The following is an 18,122-nucleotide window of genomic DNA, read 5'->3' as shown; positions in this document are numbered from 1 at the left end:
TCATGCCAAAAGAATATAGAACCATACAGGAAGTTGCCGGCCCTCTTATGCTGGTGCGCGGTGTTGAGAATGTAGCTTATGACGAACTCGGTGAGATCGAACTTGCAAGCGGTGAGAAACGCCGGTGCAAGGTACTGGAGATCAACGGAAACGACGCGCTTGTACAGCTTTTTGAAAGTGCGACCGGCATCAACTTAAGCAACAGTAAAGTACGTTTCCTTGGACGGAGCATGGAGCTTGGCGTATCCGGGGACATGCTGGGACGTGTATTCGACGGTCTGGGACGGCCGATCGATGACGGACCTGAGATTCTGCCAGAGGAGCGCAGAGATATCAACGGCCTGCCTATGAACCCGGCGGCCAGAAGTTACCCGGAAGAGTTCATCCAGACGGGCGTTTCGGCCATTGACGGTCTGAACACACTCGTCCGCGGACAGAAGCTTCCTATCTTTTCCGCATCCGGTCTGCCTCACGCCAATCTGGCAGCTCAGATAGCAAGACAGGCAAAGGTGCGCGGAACGGATGAGAATTTCGCCGTTGTATTTGCCGCAATGGGTATTACGTTCGAGGAATCCAACTTCTTCGTTGAATCATTTAAAGAGACCGGAGCTATCGACAGAACGGTACTGTTCGTCAATCTGGCAAACGACCCGGCCATCGAGCGTATCTCTACTCCCCGTATGGCGCTGACGGCAGCAGAATACCTGGCATTTGAAAAGGATATGCATGTACTTGTAATCCTGACAGATATTACAAACTACGCGGATGCGCTCCGTGAGGTATCCGCCGCACGTAAAGAGGTACCCGGACGCCGTGGTTATCCTGGTTACATGTATACGGACCTTGCATCCCTCTATGAGAGAGCAGGCCGCCAGAACGGCAAGAAGGGAAGTATCACGATGATACCGATCCTTACGATGCCTGAAGACGATAAGACACATCCGATCCCTGACCTGACGGGATATATCACAGAAGGCCAGATCATCCTGAGCCGTGACCTTTACAGAAAGGGCATCCAGCCGCCTATCGACGTGCTGCCTTCCCTGTCACGTCTGAAGGATAAAGGTATCGGTGAAGGAAAGACAAGAGGAGACCACTCCAATACACTGAACCAGTTATTTGCAGCCTATGCCCGCGGTAAAGACGCAAAAGAGCTGATGACCATCCTCGGAGAGGCAGCCCTCACCGACATCGACCTGCTCTACGCCAAATTTGCCGATGCATTCGAGAAAGAATACGTATCACAAGGATACGGCACAGACCGCTCCATCGAGGAAACACTCGAGATCGGCTGGAAACTCCTATCCATGCTGCCAAGAGCCGAGCTAAAACGAATCGACGACAAATTCTTAGATCAATACTATGGAAAGCAGTAAGCCGTGCGCAGATTTCCGGTAATAGCCGTGCAAGCTTGCTTGCAAAAGGCTATTGCTGGAAATCTGCATAGGGCGTCAGCCCGCAGTGAGATGGAGCGAAGCGGAATCGAACTGGCACGGCGGACCCTTGCCAGCACCCCGTCAAGCAAGTGAAGCTGCAGGGCGCCAGCCCGCAGCAAAATGAAGCGAGACGGAACAGAACTGGCACGGCGTCCCCCTGCCAGCGCCCCGTCAAGCAAGTGAAGCTGCAGGGCGCCAGCCCGCCAAGCAAATCTCCACGGCATAAATCAACAGTAAAAAAGGGAGGTGGATGGATAGATGGCATCTACGCAGGTGACTCCTACCCGTATGGAGTTGACCAAGACAAAGAAAAAATTAGTCACAGCCGTGAAGGGGCATAAGCTTCTGAAGGATAAACGTGACGAACTGATGCGCCAGTTCCTGGACCTTGTCCGAGAAAATATGGAACTGCGCCTGAAAGTAGAGGCCGGAATCCGCTCCGCAAATAAGAATTTTGTCATAGCCAAGGCCGGAATGGACGAAGCTACGCTGAATACAGCACTGATGGCTCCAAAGCAGGAGGTAAATCTGGAAGTTGATAAGAAAAATGTCATGAGTGTCAACATCCCGGTCTTTGAGACGAAGACGAGGACTGCCGACGCAAATGATATATATTCATACGGCTTTGCGTTTACCTCAAGCGACCTGGACGGCGCAGTGAAATCTCTGGCGGATATTCTGCCGGATATGCTGAAACTTGCGGAGACGGAAAAAGCATGCCAGCTCATGGCGGTTGAGATCGAGAAGACGAGACGCCGTGTAAACGCGCTGGAACATGTTATAATTCCGGAAGCACAGAAAAATATCAAGTATATAACGATGAAGCTGGACGAGAACGAGAGAAGCTCCCAGATTCGTCTGATGAAAGTAAAAGACATGATGCTTGAAGAAGCGCATCATTACAGTGAGAAAGCCTGATCTTTCAAGCGTGGGCAGCGCGGCACCGCAAGGTGGGCGCTGCCTGCTTTTTTATAACATAGGAAACTTCGTTTCCTATGTTATAAAAACCCTCCGGGGGAGGCGCACTCGCGCGAAGATGTAATATGTCGCAAGCGACCGCGCTCGGCGCAAGAATGTGCCAAGGCACATTCTTTATTTTATTATAAAAATCATATCCCGCAGAGCGGTAAAGGGCGATACGGCCCAAGTTTGGAGGGGTGTATGGCATGATTGTGGAACATCGCGGAGAACGCCGCATATGATAAGATAGATACTTATCTTAGGAGTGTGTGTACATGGACAATCGACTGCCTTACTACATGGCCTATCCGATGCCTTTACTCTATGATGATGACAAGGTTGCCAGAAGGGACCTGGATTATATGAAGAGCCTGTATCCTGCAGCGGCGAAGCGGCTGATCCCTTATATTGAGGATGAATGCGACAGGCTGGAATACGAAGGAAGCATGATGTATGACGAATACCCGGATCAGCTGCAGCTGCGGCTGATGTGCAGGCGGATCTACGACAGGGCAGAGGAGGATGAAGAAGTTCCGGGCAAATGGCTCCACGACCTGATCCAGGTCATGGCATACCAGGAACTGTGCCGCAGACGCTGCGAGCACAGAAATATGAGACGAAAATACTACTAATGAAAGAAAGGAGCCAGACCTTGGAAAGAAAGGCCTGACTCCTTTTAGGTTTCGTGAGGGTGGACGGATGAGCCGGTATATGTTAAAATAATCATTAAACATATTGAGGAAGGTACGACAGACATGGAAAATATTATATTTATCGGTATGCCTGCGGTAGGAAAAAGTACAGTTGGGGTCGTTGTCGCAAAGCGGCTTGGCTATCAGTTTATTGATACGGACCTTTTGATACAGGAAAAAGAAGGGAAACTCCTCAGGGAAATTATAGAAAAAAAGGGAATTGACGGATTTTTGGAAGTGGAAGACCGCGTAAATGCCGAAGTAGAGGCGGACAATACGGTCATCTCGCCCGGCGGCAGCGTAGTGTACTGCAAAAATGCCATGAAACATTATAAAGAGATCGGTACGGTCGTATATTTAAAGGCATCTTATGAGACAATAAACAAGAGACTGAAAAGCGCAAAAAACAGAGGCGTTGTACTTCGGGACGGACAGACACTCAGACACCTGTATGACGAGAGAGTCCCTCTTTTTGAGAAATATGCAGATATAACTGTGTGCGAGGACGGACTGAAGCTGGAAGATACGATAGAGAAGGTGATCGGGGCATTACAAAGTGCATAAAAAGTTACGGTTGCATTAAGAAAAATGTAATATAAGTTACATAATTGTAAAAAATATTTTACAATTTTCGATTCTATGGTATAATAGCAAAGAATGTGAATAAAGAAAAATAGCTATCAAAGTTTTGAGAGTGAATATAAATCGATATTGAGGTGCAGTATGGAACAGTATATTATAAAAGGCGGCCATCCGCTTGTTGGAGAAGTAGAGATAGGCGGGGCGAAGAATGCGGCTCTTGCTATTCTTGCAGCGGCAATTATGACAGATGACACAGTTCTTATTGACAATATACCGGACGTCAATGATGTTAATGTATTATTGGATGCCATTACCGGAATCGGCGCGAAAGTACACCGGGTTGACCGTCATACGGTCAAGATCAACGGAAGCGGAATCAGAAACTATGATGTGGAATACGACTATATCAAGAAGATCCGTGCATCTTATTATCTTCTGGGAGCTCTTCTCGGAAAGTATAAAAGGGCGGAAGTGGCTCTTCCGGGCGGATGTAACATCGGAAGCAGACCGATCGACCAGCACCTGAAAGGATTCCGTGCGCTTGGGGCAGACGTGGATATTGAGCACGGCAAAGTCGTCGCAGAGGCGGAGAAGCTCGTCGGGAGACATGTCTATTTTGACGTTGTGACCGTAGGCGCCACGATCAATGTGATGATGGCCGCAACGATGGCGGAAGGCATCACGATCATGGAAAATGTTGCAAAAGAACCGCACGTTGTAGACGTAGCCAATTTCCTGAACAGCATGGGGGCCAATATAAGGGGCGCAGGTACGGATGTGATCAAGATCCGGGGCGTACACAGACTGCACGGCACAGAATACTCTGTTATTCCGGACCAGATCGAGGCCGGTACGTTTATGTTCGCTGCGGCAGCTACAAAAGGCGATGTAACGGTACTGAATGTCATTCCGAAGCATCTGGAGGCGACGATCGCAAAGCTGACTGAGATCGGCTGCGAAGTGGAAGAGTTTGACGACGCGGTTCGTGTCGTATCCAAAGGAGACCTGACAAGCACCCACGTAAAGACATTGCCGTATCCGGGATTTCCGACAGATATGCAGCCTCAGATCGGGGTGACGCTGGCTTTATGCAAGGGGACAAGTACCATAACGGAGAGTATTTTTGAAAATAGATTCAAATATCTGGATGAACTGGCCAGAATGGGGGCCAATATAAAAGTGGAAGGCAATTCCGCTACCATTGAGGGCGTGGAGCAGTTTTCAGGGGCGAGAGTGAGCGCGCCGGACCTGCGGGCAGGCGCTGCGCTTTGTATCGCCGGACTTGCCACCGACGGAATCACGATCGTAGATGATATCATCTACATTCTGCGCGGATATGAAAGATTCGATGAAAAGCTCCGCAGTATCGGAGCGCTCATGGAGCAGGTGTCGACAGAAAAAGAAATACAGAAATTTACGTTAAAAGTGAGTTAAGCGCGTTTCTGGTATCTATATCCGGAAAGATGCGCAGGCAGAATCGTATAAAACAGACATTTTGATCAGTCCGCATATTGCGGGCTGATTTTGGTAAGTGGAGAAAAAGATGAAAAAGGGAACGAACCGTTATTTTATACTCGCCGTTGCGGCTGTAGTTAATTTTGTACATGGAAATCCGTATATATGGACTGTATTCCAGCCTCATGTCAGGTCTGAGTACGATCTCAGCCTGGCGGCTTCGAGCCAGCCGTTCACGCTCATCATCGGCATCTTTGCCGTGGGCAACATGATAGGCGGGTATCTTCAGCACAAGATAGGAGCAAGAGCGACGATCCTCGGCGGCAGCTTTGTGATGTGCGCCGGGTTTTTTCTCGCGGCCGCCGCCCCGTACAATATGCCGTGGCTCATATCCGCCGGTTATGGGGTGCTCGGAGGGCTCGGCTCGGGCTGCGCGTTCAGCATGCTCGTGGCGGTGCCCCAGGAATGGTTCCCGGATAAGAGAGGCCTCGTGACCGGGATAACAGTGGGAATCGTCGGAATCTCGGGTGTGATAATGAATCCATTCTGCGACTGGCTTCTCTCCGCGTACGGTTACCGGGCCGCCATGATGACGACCGCGGCGGTCTATGCCGTGCTGAGCCTTGGCGGTATATTTATTTCAGAGCCGGGGCCAAAGCAGGATGGGGAGCCGGGACCAAAGCCGGTAGAATATGAAAAAGCACAGGAGGCGGAGGCGCCGGGAAAGAGGCAGTATACGACGCGGGAAATGTTTTGCACAAAGACGTATTATCTCGTCAGCGTGTCCATGGCGCTGGCAGTTCCGGCGTATGTGCTCGTCAACCCGCTCATGAAATCGCTCGGCATGGAGAGAGGGCTGACCGACAGCGCGGCTCTTGCGGGGGTCATGGCAGCTTCCGCGGCCAACATTGCCGGACGCTTTGCGGCCCCGTGGGTGTCGGACTTTCTCGGACGGAAGACGGTGATACAGGTGCTGTATGTTATCGCCATGATATCGGTCGTCGGTCTGACCGCCGCTAAAGGAGGGCTGTTTATACTGCTCATCTCACTCGTGTCACTTACATACGGAGGATTCGTCAGCGTATTTCCGGTGCTCACGTCCGATTGTTTCGGCATGAGGTATCAGGGGATGAACTTCGGGGCGGTCATGCTCGGATATGGCATTGTGTCCATTCTCTGCCCGTACCTTCTGGCGGCGGTGCAGAGCACCCCTCTTGGAACAAATCTGTCCTTTATAGCCGCGGGGGGAGTGTGTGTCATTGGCATGGCAGTGACGGCACGGATCAAAATACAGCAGAAATGCTGATTGTATATTGACTTTTTCACAGAAAGGCAGTAAAGTCTTATTGAACAACAAAGTTAATAATGAAACTTTCTCTTATTCAGAGCAGTGGAGATACAAAGGATCTGTGAAGCTGCGGCAACCCCGTAAAGGAAGGTGCCAACCTGAGCGAGTCTTTCGAACAATAAGAGGATTGGTTTATGAATATAAAACAGTCCGCTTATGGCGGGCTGTTTTCTGCGGTATGAAGAAAAGGATTCTCATACTGTGAGGGACCACCGGGAGAAAGTTTTGCAGGGCTTTAAACGGCCGTTAAGAAAGGAGAAAATATGGAAAAGAGATTATTTACATCAGAGTCGGTGACGGAAGGACATCCGGACAAGATGTGCGACCAGATATCCGATGCGATCCTGGATGCGCTCATGGAGCAGGATCCGATGAGCCGCGTCGCGTGCGAGACGAGCACGACGACAGGGCTTGTGCTCGTCATGGGAGAGATCACGACGAACGCGTATGTGGACATTCAGAAGATCGTGAGGGATACAGTGAGAGAAGTCGGATACACGAGGGGAAAATACGGCTTTGACTGTGAGACATGCGGTGTGATCACCGCCATCGACGAGCAGTCTCCGGACATTGCGCTCGGGGTCGATAAGGCGCTGGAGGCAAAGGAAAATCGGATGTCCGACGCTGAGATCGAGGCCATCGGCGCGGGGGACCAGGGAATGATGTTCGGTTATGCGACAGACGAGACGCCGGAACTTATGCCGTATCCGATCGCGCTGGCCCACAGGCTTGCGAGGAAGCTCACAGAGGTGAGGAAGGACGGCACGCTTTCTTACCTGAGGCCGGACGGAAAGACGCAGGTAACGGTAGAGTACGATGACAAAGGAGCTCCGGTGCGGCTAGACGCTGTCGTGCTGTCCACCCAGCATGATCCTGATGTGACGCAGGAACAGATACACGAGGACATTAAAAAATACGTATTTGACGCGGTTATCCCTTCCGGAATGGCAGATGAGGAGACGAAGTTCTTTATCAATCCGACAGGCCGGTTTGTGATCGGCGGTCCCCACGGTGACAGCGGACTTACGGGCCGGAAGATCATCGTAGACACATACGGCGGCATGGCGCGCCACGGAGGAGGCGCATTCTCCGGGAAAGACTGCACGAAGGTGGACCGTTCGGCAGCATATGCGGCCCGTTACGCGGCCAAAAATATCGTGGCGGCGGGGCTGGCACAAAGATGCGAGATACAGCTGTCTTACGCGATCGGGGTGGCTCATCCGACTTCTGTCATGGTCGACACGTTCGGCACAGGAAAGCTGGAGGATGACAGGCTTGTGGAGATCATCCGGGAGAATTTTGACCTCCGTCCGGCGGGGATCATCAAGATGCTGGACCTCAGGAGGCCGATCTACAGACAGACAGCGGCTTACGGACATTTTGGGCGGACAGATATCGAGCTGCCGTGGGAGAAGACTGACAAAGCGGCAGAATTGTCCCGGTATTTATAAAAATTTTATAAATGTTTATGGGTGCTTTCGTGTGAAGCACCCTTTTTCATGCTATACTTAAGCACGGAGGACGTTACTATGAAGCTAAAAACAAGGCTTATAATAGCATTTTTGACAGTGATACTGATTCCGGTCCTGCTTACGTATCTTATGGTATGCGGTTTGAGCCGGTATCAGATCAATTCCATAGAAAAGACATATGAGATAACCGGAACGACCGTAAAAAGCTTTGCCAATTCCATGCAGGTGCTCTCGCGCCTTACGGAGAAGCCTTATCATGAGCTTTATGAGATGGCAAAGGAAGATTCAGAGCAGCTGGAGGATGCCACCTGTCTGGAGAAGTTTAACAAAAAGCTGGAAAAGAAAAAAGCATATCTCCTTGTGCGCAAAGGCACTACGATCATATATATGGGGACCGACATTGACAATGTGAATCATGTGATCCCCCAGCTTCCCTCTTACGGGGAGTCAGGCAACACGTCGGAGAATGGAGTCTATCTCGGCGGGGAGGCGCAGGCGCTCGTCAAGCAGGTCGATTTTCTGTACGGGGACGGAGAACAGGGAAGCGCGTTTATCGTCACCGATGTGAGCAATATGATACCGGAAGTACAGGAGTTCATTGTAGATCTGGTGATGGGCATACTTATGGTGCTCGTGCTGACGGCTCTGCTTCTTATCTTCTGGATATACCGCGCGGTGATGCAGCCGCTCGGAAAGATGCAGTGCGCGGCCCAGAATATTAAAGAAGGGAATCTGGACTTTGAATTAAGACCGGCGGCAGACGATGAACTGGGACGGCTCTGCCGGGACCTGGAGGAGATGAGAAAGCGGCTGAAGGACAATGCGGAGGAGAAAGTAAAGTACGACAAAGAGAGCAAAGAACTCATCAGCAACATTTCCCATGACCTGAAGACGCCTGTGACAGCCATCAAAGGGTATGCGGAAGGGATCATGGACGGAGTGGCGGACACTCCGGAAAAGATGGATAAATATATCAGAACGATATATAATAAAGCCAATGAGATGGATCTGCTCATCAATGAGCTGACACTGTACTCCAAGATCGATACAAACAGGATCCCGTATAATTTCAATACGCTGTCGGTGAATGAATACTTCAATGACTGCGCGGAGGATCTGTCGCTGGAGATGGAATCTAAAAATGTAGAGTTCGGATACTTTAACTATGTAGCCTCGGGTGTACAGGTTATCGCAGATGCGGAACAGATCAAGCGTGTGATACACAACATTGTCAATAATTCCCTGAAGTATATGGATAAATCGAAGGGGAAGATCAATCTGAGAGTCAAGGATGTGGGTGACTTTATCCAGGTGGAGGTGGAAGACAACGGCAAAGGCATCGCGGCAAAAGACCTGCCGAATATATTTGACCGGTTCTACCGGACCGACGCTTCCAGGAATTCATCCAAAGGCGGAAGCGGCATAGGACTGTCGATCGTTAAGAAGATCATTGAGGAACACGGAGGAAAGATATGGGCTACCAGCCGGGAGGAGACCGGAACGACCATGTACTTTGTTCTAAGAAAATATCAGGAGGTACCGATTCATGAGTAAAATACTAATCGTGGAAGACGAAGAGGCAATTGCAGATCTGGAGAAAGATTATCTGGAGCTGAGCGGGTTCCATGTGGAAGTGGCCAATGACGGTGAACTTGGCCTCAAAAAAGCGCTGGAGGAAGACTACGACCTGTTTATCCTGGATCTCATGCTTCCCGGTGTAGACGGATTCGACATATGCCGGCAGGTGAGAAATGTGAAAAATACTCCGATCATAATGGTGTCCGCCAAGAAGGATGACATTGACAAGATACGGGGGCTCGGCCTCGGAGCGGATGATTATATGACCAAGCCGTTCAGTCCGAGTGAGCTTGTGGCGAGAGTGAAGGCACATCTGGCCCGGTACGACCGGCTGACGGGAAGCGCGGCAGAGGTGAACAATATCATTGAGATCCGCGGCCTGAAGATAGACACAACGGCGAGACGCGTATGGGTAAACGGTGAGGAGCGGACATTTACGACAAAGGAGTTTGATCTTCTTACCTTTCTGGCAAGCCATCCGAATCACGTATATACGAAGGAGGAGCTGTTCCGTGAGATTTGGGATATGGAATCCATAGGAGATATAGCGACTGTCACGGTCCATATCAAGAAAATCCGTGAAAAAGTGGAGATGGATACTTCAAATCCGCAGTATATAGAGACGATCTGGGGAGTGGGCTACCGGTTCAAAGTATAGTATACCGGATAAGGGCGTTACCCGGGGCATGAGTATAGTGGGGCACCACCGGTCAAAGAGATCATTTTCGGCCGGCGGCGCCCCTTTTTCAACAGCCGGTCAAAGCTGCGTTTCCGGGAGACGCTTCTGCCCCTCCCGGTTTCCCGCGGCAAAAATTTGTATGTAATTTTTGAGACCATTGTAGTATACTAATGGTAATTATGTGACGGCAAGGAGAGAAAAGGTTCATGGGTGAGCGCAGGAAGAATATCAGGTGGAATACGATGCAGCTTTTGACGCTTGGGTTTCTCGGAGTGATCCTGCTCGGCGGAATACTTCTGTGGCTGCCGATATGCAATGAGAAGCCGATCGCGTTTGCGGATGCCTTGTTTACGTCCACGACAGCGGTCTGCGTGACAGGGCTTGTGACGATCACGCCGGCTGTACAGTTTACGCTGCTTGGGAAGATCATTCTTCTCATTCTGATCCAGATAGGAGGCCTGGGAGTCATCGCCTGCGCCACTGCTTTTTTTCTTATCCTGAGAAAGAAGATCACCGTGCGGGAACGGGTCGTCATCCAGGAAACTTATAATATGGACCGGATCGGCGGGATGGTCGGCATGGTCAGGCGGGCCATTCTCGGGACGCTTCTTGTGGAGGCCGCGGGTGCTGTGCTGTACGCCGTCCAGTTCGTGCCGGAATTTGGTGTGGCAAAGGGTATCTGGTATTCAGTCTTTCATGCGGTATCCGCATTCTGCAATGCCGGTATCGACATACTCGGCAGCAGCAGCCTGATGGATTATGTGACAAATCCGCTCATCAACATAACGACGATGCTGCTCATCATTCTGAGCGGTATCGGATTTACGGTATGGACAGATGTCATAAGCAACAGCAGAAAGATCTATAAAAATGAAGTGCCGAAAAAATGGTGGTTTACCCGCCTTGCACTTCATTCCAAGATAGCGATCGTAACAACACTTATCCTGCTCGTGCTCGGAACGGTGGCCGTATTCGGGCTGGAATATCATAATCCGGACACGATAGGAAACATGACAGTCGGGGAAAAGGTGATGGCTTCCATGTTCCAGTCCGTCACGACGAGGACGGCCGGGTTTGCCACCATATCCCAGGGCGGGCTCCATACGGAGTCAAAGCTTGTCTGCAGTATGCTCATGTTTATCGGCGGATCCCCGGGAGGAACGGCGGGAGGCGTAAAGACGACGACCGTCGCCATGCTCGTGCTGGCATGCTTCACTTTTGTGAGAGGCGGGCGCGATACGGAATGCTTTGGCCGGAGGATCGACAATGCCAATATTCGCACAGGATTCTTTGTAGTGCTGGTGGCGTTTACGGCGTTCCTTGCCGGTGTGACGGCCATCACGGTGATCGAGCCGGAGCGTGTGCCGTTCATCGGCATATTGTACGAGGCGTCTTCCGCCATCGGGACGGTGGGGCTTACTGCCGACCTTACGCCGCATCTGAGCCGGGCCAGCCAGGCGGTGATCATGGTAATGATGTATCTTGGGCGGCTTGGACCGATCACGCTGGCGCTGCTGTTCGGCGGGAAGGTGCATCCAAGAGATAAGATACGAAGGCTTCCGGAGCGCAGGATCATAGTAGGTTAGAATCAGTGTTGCAGGCCCAGGCGGCTTAAGCGACAGCAAGGAGCAGAATATGACGAAACAATATGCAGTATTCGGACTTGGCAGTTTTGGTTCCAGTGTGGCGGTCACGCTGCAGAACCTTGGCTGTGAGGTCGTTGTGGTAGATAACAGGATGGAGCGCATTCAGGAGATCGCGGATGATGTGTCCTATGCGATTCAGGCAGATATGCAGGACCAGGAGGTCATCCGGTCACTGGGGGCGAGGAATCTCGACGGCGTGATCATCGCGGTCTCCGAGGACATGGAGGCGAGTGTCATGGCCACCATTATCTCCAAGGAACTGGGAGTGCCCTATGTGCTCGCCAAGGCGAGAAATGAGATGCATGCGAAGATACTGAGGAAGCTTGGCGCGGACGCGGTCGTGTTCCCGGAGCGTGAGACGGGAGAGCGGATCGCAAAGAATCTTGTATCTACTAATTTTGCAGACTGGATCGCGCTTTCCCCGGAATACAGTATCACGGAGGTGGCCGTACCGGACGGCTGGACCGGGAAGAGCCTGCAGGAGCTGGATGTCCGGCGCTCTCATGATGTGAGCGTAGTAGGTGTTGTGTCCGGTGATAAGGTGGAAGTGAATCCGGATCCGAACAAGCCGCTGGAACAGGGAATGGTTTTGATCCTCGTCGGAGCGAACGAGGCGCTGGAAAGCTTTCAGAAAGGATAGGGCGACGGTGTGATGATCACAAGTACTGGAAACCAGAAGGTAAAACGGCTTGTAAATCTCAGGAAAAAGAGGAAGGCCAGAGACGAGGAAAAAGTATTTCTTGTGGAGGGTATCCGGATGTTCAGGGAAGTTCCGGCAGAGCGGCTCTTAGAAGCGTATGTGTCGGAATCCTTTTATAAAAGGGAGGGCGGCACAGTAAGCCGTGTGCTGGAAGGATGCGCGGTACGCCCGGAGATATTGTCTGACACAGTCTATGACTATGTATCCGACACGAAGACGCCGCAGGGTGTTCTCTGCGTAGTCCGTCAGAAGGAGTATACATTTGCGGAGGCGGCAGGAGGAGAGAGGGCGCATATCCTCGTTCTCGACAATCTGCAGGATCCGGGAAACATGGGGACTGTCATCCGGACGGCCGAGGGCGCCGGGGTGACGGGGATCGTTATGAGCAGTGAATGTGTGGATGTGTACAATCCGAAGACGATCCGCTCTACGATGGGCTCGGTCTACCGGATGCCGCTTTACCGGGCCAAAGACCTGACGGAGGCGGTGCGTCGGATGAAGGAGAGCGGTATCCATACATACGCGGCGCATCTTGACGGAGTCCTCTCTTACGACGAAGCTGATCTTACGAAGCCGTGCGCATTTTTTATCGGAAACGAGGGCAGCGGACTGAGAGAGGAAGTTGCCGCTCTGGCGGACACTTATATCCGCATTCCGATGGAAGGAGAGGTGGAATCGCTCAACGCGGCCACAGCTGCCGCAGTGCTCATGTTTGAGGCGGCCAGGCAGAGACGGCAACAATAATTGCTTTATAGACAGAAGTATAGTAAAATAGACATGAGGAATACTATTACAAGAAAAGAGAGGACAGCATATGCAGACGATGTATTGGTTAATATTATTTGTGATTCTGCTGATCGTCGAGATCCTTACCATGGGCCTGACGACCATATGGTTCGCCGGCGGCGCGCTTGTGGCATTTGCGGCCGGTGTGCTCGGGTTCGGCACAGCAGTGCAGATAATCGTATTTGTGGTAGTGTCCGTGATTCTTCTGATCGTCACGAGACCGATCGCGGTCAAGTATTTTAACAAGGAACGTCAGAAGACCAATGCGGAGAGCCTGATCGGACAGCAGGCACTTGTCCTGGAGGATATCGACACACTTCAGTCTAAGGGAAGGGTCGAGATCAACGGGCAGGAGTGGGCGGCTAAGACAGATGAGCCCGAGGGCCGCATTGAAAAGAACACAGTAGTTGTAGTTGAAGGGATCCAAGGAGTGAAGCTTATTGTAAGAGCCAGAGAGGAGAAGGCATAATGGGAGCATTAATTGGTAAAATCACAGGTATAGTTGTTATAGTCATAGTCGTTTTGATACTGATATCCTGTATCAGAATCGTCAGACAGGCGCAGGCGCTCGTCATTGAGAGACTCGGCGCATATCAGGCGACCTGGAGTACGGGACTTCATGTCAAACTTCCGATCGTGGACCGCGTTGCAAGAAAAGTAGATATGAAAGAACAGGTGGTGGACTTTGCTCCTCAGCCGGTCATCACAAAGGACAATGTCACGATGCGGATCGATACGGTCGTATTCTACCAGATCACAGATCCGAAGCTGTTCTGTTACGGCGTGGCAAACCCGATCATGGCGATCGAGAATCTGACCGCCACTACACTGAGAAATATAATCGGTGACCTGGAGCTGGACCAGACGCTTACATCAAGAGAGACGATCAACACGAAGATGCGTTCTTCCCTCGATGTAGCGACAGACCCGTGGGGAATTAAAGTAAACCGTGTGGAACTTAAGAATATCATTCCGCCGGCAGCGATCCAGGATGCGATGGAGAAGCAGATGAAGGCAGAGCGTGAACGCCGTGAGGCGATCCTGCGCGCGGAAGGTGAGAAGAAGTCTACGATCCTTGTGGCGGAAGGACATAAAGAATCTGCTATCCTCGATGCTGAGGCAGAAAAGCAGGCGGCGATCCTGCGTGCGGAAGCGAAGAAAGAAGCAATGATACGTGAGGCCGAAGGTGAGGCGGAAGCCATCCTTAAGGTGCAGCAGGCAAATGCAAATGGTATTGAATTCCTGAAGGAGGCAGGCGCGGATGAGGCCGTTCTGACACTCAAGAGTCTGGAAGCCTTTGAGCGTGCGGCGGACGGTAAGGCGACGAAGATCATCATACCTTCAGAGATCCAGAGCATAGCAGGACTTGTAAAATCATTGGCAGAGGTCGGACAGAAGGACGAAGCACAGGAGTAGTATGAAAGGGTGTGATGGAGCTGAAACCCATCATAGATTTATCAAAAGAATATGGCCTTGTATTTGACGGAGGCGGAGCGAGGGGCGCGTACCAGATAGGTGCGTGGAAGGCCCTGAGGGAAGCCGGGGTGAAGCTGAATGCAGTGGCAGGGACATCCGTGGGCGCATTAAATGGCGCCCTCGTTTGCATGGGTGATATGGAAAAGGCGGAAGACATCTGGAGCAAGATGACGTTTTCTTCCGTGATGGATGTGGACGACGAATGGATGGAGCGTCTGTTCCGCAAGGAGACGACGATCCGCGAGTTTCTGAACGAAGGATGGAGCCGACTGAAAGACGGCGGCATTGACATAACACCGCTCAAAGAGCTGATCCATGAGGTTATAGACGAAGAGAAGATAAGGAACAGCAGCATTGAATTCTGCCTGCTGACTTTTTCAGTGTCTGATTTTAAAGAGCTGGACTTGAGTGTAGAAGATATCCCGGAAGGGCTGCTGGAAGAATTTCTTCTGGCGAGCGCTTACCTGATCGGCTTCAAAAATGAACGGCTTCACGGCAAAAAGTATATCGACGGCGGCGTTATCAATAATGTGCCGCTTAGTTCCCTCGTCAAAAGGGGCTATGAGAATATCATAGAAGTGCGTATCTACGGGCCGGGCAGAGAGCCCCGGGTAAAGATGCCTGAGACCGGGGTAAAATACGAGATCGGTCCGAGGGTAAAGCTTGGAAGCATTATAGAATTTTCCGGCAGGAGAAGCCGGCAGAACATGAAGATCGGTTACTTTGACGCAAAGAGAATGCTGTACGGACTGGAAGGATTTATCTACTATGTAGAGCAGACGTATGACGATCACTACTATGAGAAGCTCATGAGCGGTATCAAAGAGATCGAGAAGGCGGAGACGGCATTTGCCCTGAAGCTTTCCTTCGGGCACTCTGACAAGGAGCTGTTCATGGGGATGCTGGAGGCGGCTGCGAAATTACTGCGTGTTCCGAAATATCAGATATACACAGTGGACCAATTGTATGATATTGTATATAATAAATATGAAATTTTAGGTGATAAGCTGCACCTGCCGCGTTTTGTTCATATATTAACAGGATTAAGAGAGGAACGGAAGATGAATTTAAAAGGAAGAAGTTTTTTGACATTGAAGGATTTTACACCGGAGGAGATCGTATATCTGCTTGATCTGGCAGCGGATCTAAAGGAGAAGAAAAAACAGGGGATCACAGGAAACAGCCTGCAGGGCAAGAACATAGCGCTCATATTTGAGAAGCCATCCACGAGAACGCGCTGTGCGTTCACGGTAGGCGCGGCGGATGAGGGCGGAAATCCGACCTATCTTGCCGGGAGCGAGATACAGCTTGGACATAAGGAAAGTATTGAAGATACGGCGCGGGTGCTCGGACGGATGTTTGACGGAATTGAATTCCGCGGTTTCAGCCAGGCGCATGTAGAGGCGCTTGCAAAATACAGCGGGGTGCCGGTCTGGAACGGACTGACGGATGAGTACCATCCGACACAGATACTTGCGGACCTTCTCACGATGAGAGAACACTTCGGATATCTGAAGGGGCTGAAATTTGCTTATCTCGGCGACGGCCGCAACAATATGGCCAACAGCCTTATGATAGGATGTGCCAAAGTGGGCGTGGACTTTATAAATGTGGCGCCAAAGGCTCTGTGGCCGACCGAAGAACTGACAGACCTGTGCAAAAAATATGCGGCCGAGTCAGGCGCTTCCATCACGATCACAGACGATGTCAATGACGTGGAAGGCGCCGATGTATTATACACAGACGTGTGGGCTTCTATGGGCGAGGAAGACAAGGCGGCTGAGCGGATCGAGATGCTCCGTCCGTATCAGATCAATAAAGAGATGATGGCAAGGACGAAGAAGGAAGGTACGATATTCATGCACTGCCTGCCTGCAGTCAAGGGTAAGGAAGTGACGGAGGATGTCTTTGAGGGAGATGCTTCTGTCGTATTTGATGAGGCAGAGAACCGCCTGCATACGATCAAAGCGGTTATGGTGGCCACACTTGGCAATATCTAGGAGAAGGCAATGAAGACGGAAATTCTGAAAGTGCTCCGTGAGAGCGGAGGATATGTGTCCGGGCAGCAGCTCTGTGACAGCTTTGGCGTATCACGGACAGCTGTCTGGAAGGTGATCGAACAGCTGAAGAAGGAAGGGTATGAGATAGAGGCGGTGCGCAGCAGAGGGTACCGCCTCGTAGAAAGCCCGGATGTGATGGGGCAGGCGGAGCTCGAAAGCCTGATCCGCACGCGCTGGGCGGGAAGGCCTGTGGTATATGCGTCAGAGACAGACTCTACGAATATACAGGCTAAGGCGCTTGGAGAAAAAGGCGCGTCACACGGCACGCTCTTTGTGGCGGACCGCCAGACTGCGGGAAAAGGCCGGCGCGGACGCAGCTGGGAATCGCCGGCCGGGACGAGCATCTATATGACGGTCCTGCTCAGGCCCGGATTTCTTCCTTCCAGGGCGCCCATGCTCACTCTTGTCATGGCGTTGAGCGTGGCGGAGGGCATTACAGGCGAGACCGGGCTTTTGGCACAGATAAAATGGCCCAACGACATCGTAGTGAACAGAAAGAAAGTGTGCGGCATCCTGACAGAGATGAGCGCGGAAGTCGACTATATCAATTATGTAGTGACAGGCGCCGGCATCAATGTAAACACAGAATGTTTTCCCAGGGAAATTGCCGGGACGGCAACTTCCCTGTATATAGAAGGGGGCGCCAGAGTAAGGCGGGCAAAGCTGGCGGCCAGAATTATGGAGCGGTATGAGGAAAATTATGAGACATTTCTCGCGGCGGAGGATCTGTCCGGGCTTAAGAGCGCGTATAACCGGCTGCTCGTCAACCGCGGAAAAGAGGTGCGTATCCTGGAGCCTGGAAATGAGTATGAGGCGGTGGCCTCCGGCATCAATGATACGGGAGAGCTGATCGTCACGGCGCGGGATGGTTCCAGGCGGGCCATATTCGCGGGAGAAGTATCTGTAAGAGGAGTATATGGATATGTATGAAAATAAAGTGGTGCTCTGCGGAGCCAATTCTTATGAAGAGAAGTATTACCTGAACCCGGATTTTGAACAGCTGCCCGGCAAGATAAAAGATGAGCTGAAGATCATGTGCGTGCTGTACGTAAATGATGTTGGCGGTATACTTACGCTTGTTTACGAAGAGGATGCAGAGCTCTGCTTTGAGGTGACAAGTGAGGAAGGCGATCCGATGTTTGATGAGATAGGAAGCCAGCTTAAGATAAAAGAGCTCCAGAGGGAAAAACAGGAACTGCTCGCTGCCCTGCAGCTGTACTACCGTGTATTTTTCCTCGGCGAGGACGTATAG

Annotated in this window: 17 protein-coding genes and 1 riboswitch; all 17 genes read left to right on the top strand. The window is 51.4% G+C overall.

Annotation, left to right across the window (positions count from 1 at the left end; translation table 11 throughout):
• Positions 1-2 precede the first annotated feature (2 nt).
• The 17 genes from LAJLEIBI_RS16705 to LAJLEIBI_RS16625 all read left to right on the top strand — a co-directional run bounded on the left by LAJLEIBI_RS16705 (position 3) and on the right by LAJLEIBI_RS16625 (position 18,122).
• Positions 3-1,376, top strand: a complete 1,374-nt coding sequence (locus tag LAJLEIBI_RS16705) for a V-type ATP synthase subunit B (protein WP_006443320.1) — start codon at positions 3-5, stop codon at positions 1,374-1,376.
• Between the two features lie 318 nt (positions 1,377-1,694).
• Positions 1,695-2,354 carry a V-type ATP synthase subunit D gene (locus tag LAJLEIBI_RS16700; RefSeq protein ID WP_040435086.1) on the top strand — a complete coding sequence of 220 codons (660 nt, stop codon included), beginning with the start codon at positions 1,695-1,697 and terminating at the stop codon, positions 2,352-2,354.
• 317 nt (positions 2,355-2,671) lie between these two features.
• Positions 2,672-3,028, top strand: a complete 357-nt coding sequence (locus LAJLEIBI_RS16695) for a hypothetical protein (RefSeq protein WP_006443317.1) — start codon at positions 2,672-2,674, stop codon at positions 3,026-3,028.
• Positions 3,029-3,151: 123 nt separating this feature from the next.
• Positions 3,152-3,652 carry a shikimate kinase gene (locus tag LAJLEIBI_RS16690; RefSeq protein WP_006443316.1) on the top strand — a complete coding sequence of 167 codons (501 nt, stop codon included), beginning with the start codon at positions 3,152-3,154 and terminating at the stop codon, positions 3,650-3,652.
• 159 nt (positions 3,653-3,811) lie between these two features.
• Complete coding sequence (locus LAJLEIBI_RS16685; RefSeq protein WP_006443315.1) at positions 3,812-5,104, top strand: UDP-N-acetylglucosamine 1-carboxyvinyltransferase; 1,293 nt, start codon at positions 3,812-3,814, stop codon at positions 5,102-5,104.
• Positions 5,105-5,213: 109 nt separating this feature from the next.
• Complete coding sequence (locus tag LAJLEIBI_RS16680; RefSeq protein ID WP_040435085.1) at positions 5,214-6,431, top strand: OFA family MFS transporter; 1,218 nt, start codon at positions 5,214-5,216, stop codon at positions 6,429-6,431.
• Positions 6,432-6,500: 69 nt separating this feature from the next.
• Positions 6,501-6,598: riboswitch (SAM riboswitch) on the top strand.
• A 138-nt stretch (positions 6,599-6,736) separates the two neighbouring features.
• Positions 6,737-7,924 carry a methionine adenosyltransferase gene (gene metK, locus LAJLEIBI_RS16675; RefSeq protein ID WP_006443312.1) on the top strand — a complete coding sequence of 396 codons (1,188 nt, stop codon included), beginning with the start codon at positions 6,737-6,739 and terminating at the stop codon, positions 7,922-7,924.
• Between the two features lie 78 nt (positions 7,925-8,002).
• Positions 8,003-9,499 (top strand): HAMP domain-containing sensor histidine kinase, encoded by a 1,497-nt coding sequence (locus LAJLEIBI_RS16670; protein ID WP_040435084.1) that lies wholly within the window; start codon positions 8,003-8,005, stop codon positions 9,497-9,499.
• A complete protein-coding gene (locus tag LAJLEIBI_RS16665; RefSeq protein WP_006443310.1) occupies positions 9,492-10,181 on the top strand; it encodes a response regulator transcription factor in 690 nt (229 codons plus the stop codon). The genes LAJLEIBI_RS16670 and LAJLEIBI_RS16665 overlap by 8 nt, the downstream gene beginning before the upstream one ends.
• A gap of 227 nt (positions 10,182-10,408) precedes the next feature.
• Complete coding sequence (locus LAJLEIBI_RS16660; protein ID WP_006443309.1) at positions 10,409-11,788, top strand: TrkH family potassium uptake protein; 1,380 nt, start codon at positions 10,409-10,411, stop codon at positions 11,786-11,788.
• A gap of 49 nt (positions 11,789-11,837) precedes the next feature.
• Positions 11,838-12,488: a potassium channel family protein gene (locus LAJLEIBI_RS16655; RefSeq protein WP_006443308.1), complete on the top strand. Its 651-nt coding sequence runs from the start codon at positions 11,838-11,840 to the stop codon at positions 12,486-12,488.
• 12 nt (positions 12,489-12,500) lie between these two features.
• A complete protein-coding gene (locus LAJLEIBI_RS16650) occupies positions 12,501-13,292 on the top strand; it encodes a TrmH family RNA methyltransferase (protein WP_006443307.1) in 792 nt (263 codons plus the stop codon).
• 70 nt (positions 13,293-13,362) lie between these two features.
• The gene (locus LAJLEIBI_RS16645; RefSeq protein ID WP_006443306.1) at positions 13,363-13,803 is read left to right on the top strand and encodes an NfeD family protein; all 441 of its coding nucleotides are present in this window, start codon (positions 13,363-13,365) and stop codon (positions 13,801-13,803) included.
• Complete coding sequence (locus LAJLEIBI_RS16640) at positions 13,803-14,750, top strand: SPFH domain-containing protein (RefSeq protein WP_006443305.1); 948 nt, start codon at positions 13,803-13,805, stop codon at positions 14,748-14,750. The genes LAJLEIBI_RS16645 and LAJLEIBI_RS16640 overlap by 1 nt, the downstream gene beginning before the upstream one ends.
• A 14-nt stretch (positions 14,751-14,764) precedes the next feature.
• On the top strand, positions 14,765-16,810 hold the full coding sequence (gene argF / locus LAJLEIBI_RS19725; protein ID WP_006443304.1) for an ornithine carbamoyltransferase: 2,046 nt from the start codon (positions 14,765-14,767) through the stop codon (positions 16,808-16,810).
• Between the two features lie 9 nt (positions 16,811-16,819).
• Positions 16,820-17,800, top strand: a complete 981-nt coding sequence (locus tag LAJLEIBI_RS16630) for a biotin--[acetyl-CoA-carboxylase] ligase (RefSeq protein WP_006443303.1) — start codon at positions 16,820-16,822, stop codon at positions 17,798-17,800.
• Positions 17,793-18,122, top strand: coding sequence for a DUF6145 family protein (locus tag LAJLEIBI_RS16625; RefSeq protein ID WP_040435563.1), 330 nt, complete (start codon positions 17,793-17,795; stop codon positions 18,120-18,122). Before LAJLEIBI_RS16630 ends, LAJLEIBI_RS16625 begins: the two co-directional genes overlap by 8 nt.

This window comes from [Clostridium] hylemonae DSM 15053, from assembly GCF_008281175.1.
Lineage (GTDB): Bacteria > Bacillota > Clostridia > Lachnospirales > Lachnospiraceae > Extibacter > Extibacter hylemonae.
The sequence above is the reverse complement of the archived record's forward strand: the minus strand, read 5'-3'. Positions and strand labels throughout refer to the sequence as shown.

Coding starts and splice junctions, on each gene's coding strand:
- LAJLEIBI_RS16685 (WP_006443315.1), top strand. CDS start 3,812: ATGGAACAGTATATTATAAAAGGCGGCCATCCGCTTGTTGGAGAAGTA.
- metK (WP_006443312.1), top strand. CDS start 6,737: ATGGAAAAGAGATTATTTACATCAGAGTCGGTGACGGAAGGACATCCG.
- LAJLEIBI_RS16670 (WP_040435084.1), top strand. CDS start 8,003: ATGAAGCTAAAAACAAGGCTTATAATAGCATTTTTGACAGTGATACTG.
- LAJLEIBI_RS16655 (WP_006443308.1), top strand. CDS start 11,838: ATGACGAAACAATATGCAGTATTCGGACTTGGCAGTTTTGGTTCCAGT.
- LAJLEIBI_RS16645 (WP_006443306.1), top strand. CDS start 13,363: ATGCAGACGATGTATTGGTTAATATTATTTGTGATTCTGCTGATCGTC.
- LAJLEIBI_RS16640 (WP_006443305.1), top strand. CDS start 13,803: ATGGGAGCATTAATTGGTAAAATCACAGGTATAGTTGTTATAGTCATA.
- LAJLEIBI_RS16625 (WP_040435563.1), top strand. CDS start 17,793: ATGTATGAAAATAAAGTGGTGCTCTGCGGAGCCAATTCTTATGAAGAG.
- LAJLEIBI_RS16650 (WP_006443307.1), top strand. CDS start 12,501: ATGATCACAAGTACTGGAAACCAGAAGGTAAAACGGCTTGTAAATCTC.
- LAJLEIBI_RS16630 (WP_006443303.1), top strand. CDS start 16,820: ATGAAGACGGAAATTCTGAAAGTGCTCCGTGAGAGCGGAGGATATGTG.
- LAJLEIBI_RS16680 (WP_040435085.1), top strand. CDS start 5,214: ATGAAAAAGGGAACGAACCGTTATTTTATACTCGCCGTTGCGGCTGTA.
- LAJLEIBI_RS16695 (WP_006443317.1), top strand. CDS start 2,672: ATGGACAATCGACTGCCTTACTACATGGCCTATCCGATGCCTTTACTC.
- argF (WP_006443304.1), top strand. CDS start 14,765: ATGGAGCTGAAACCCATCATAGATTTATCAAAAGAATATGGCCTTGTA.
- LAJLEIBI_RS16690 (WP_006443316.1), top strand. CDS start 3,152: ATGGAAAATATTATATTTATCGGTATGCCTGCGGTAGGAAAAAGTACA.
- LAJLEIBI_RS16665 (WP_006443310.1), top strand. CDS start 9,492: ATGAGTAAAATACTAATCGTGGAAGACGAAGAGGCAATTGCAGATCTG.
- LAJLEIBI_RS16705 (WP_006443320.1), top strand. CDS start 3: ATGCCAAAAGAATATAGAACCATACAGGAAGTTGCCGGCCCTCTTATG.
- LAJLEIBI_RS16700 (WP_040435086.1), top strand. CDS start 1,695: ATGGCATCTACGCAGGTGACTCCTACCCGTATGGAGTTGACCAAGACA.
- LAJLEIBI_RS16660 (WP_006443309.1), top strand. CDS start 10,409: ATGGGTGAGCGCAGGAAGAATATCAGGTGGAATACGATGCAGCTTTTG.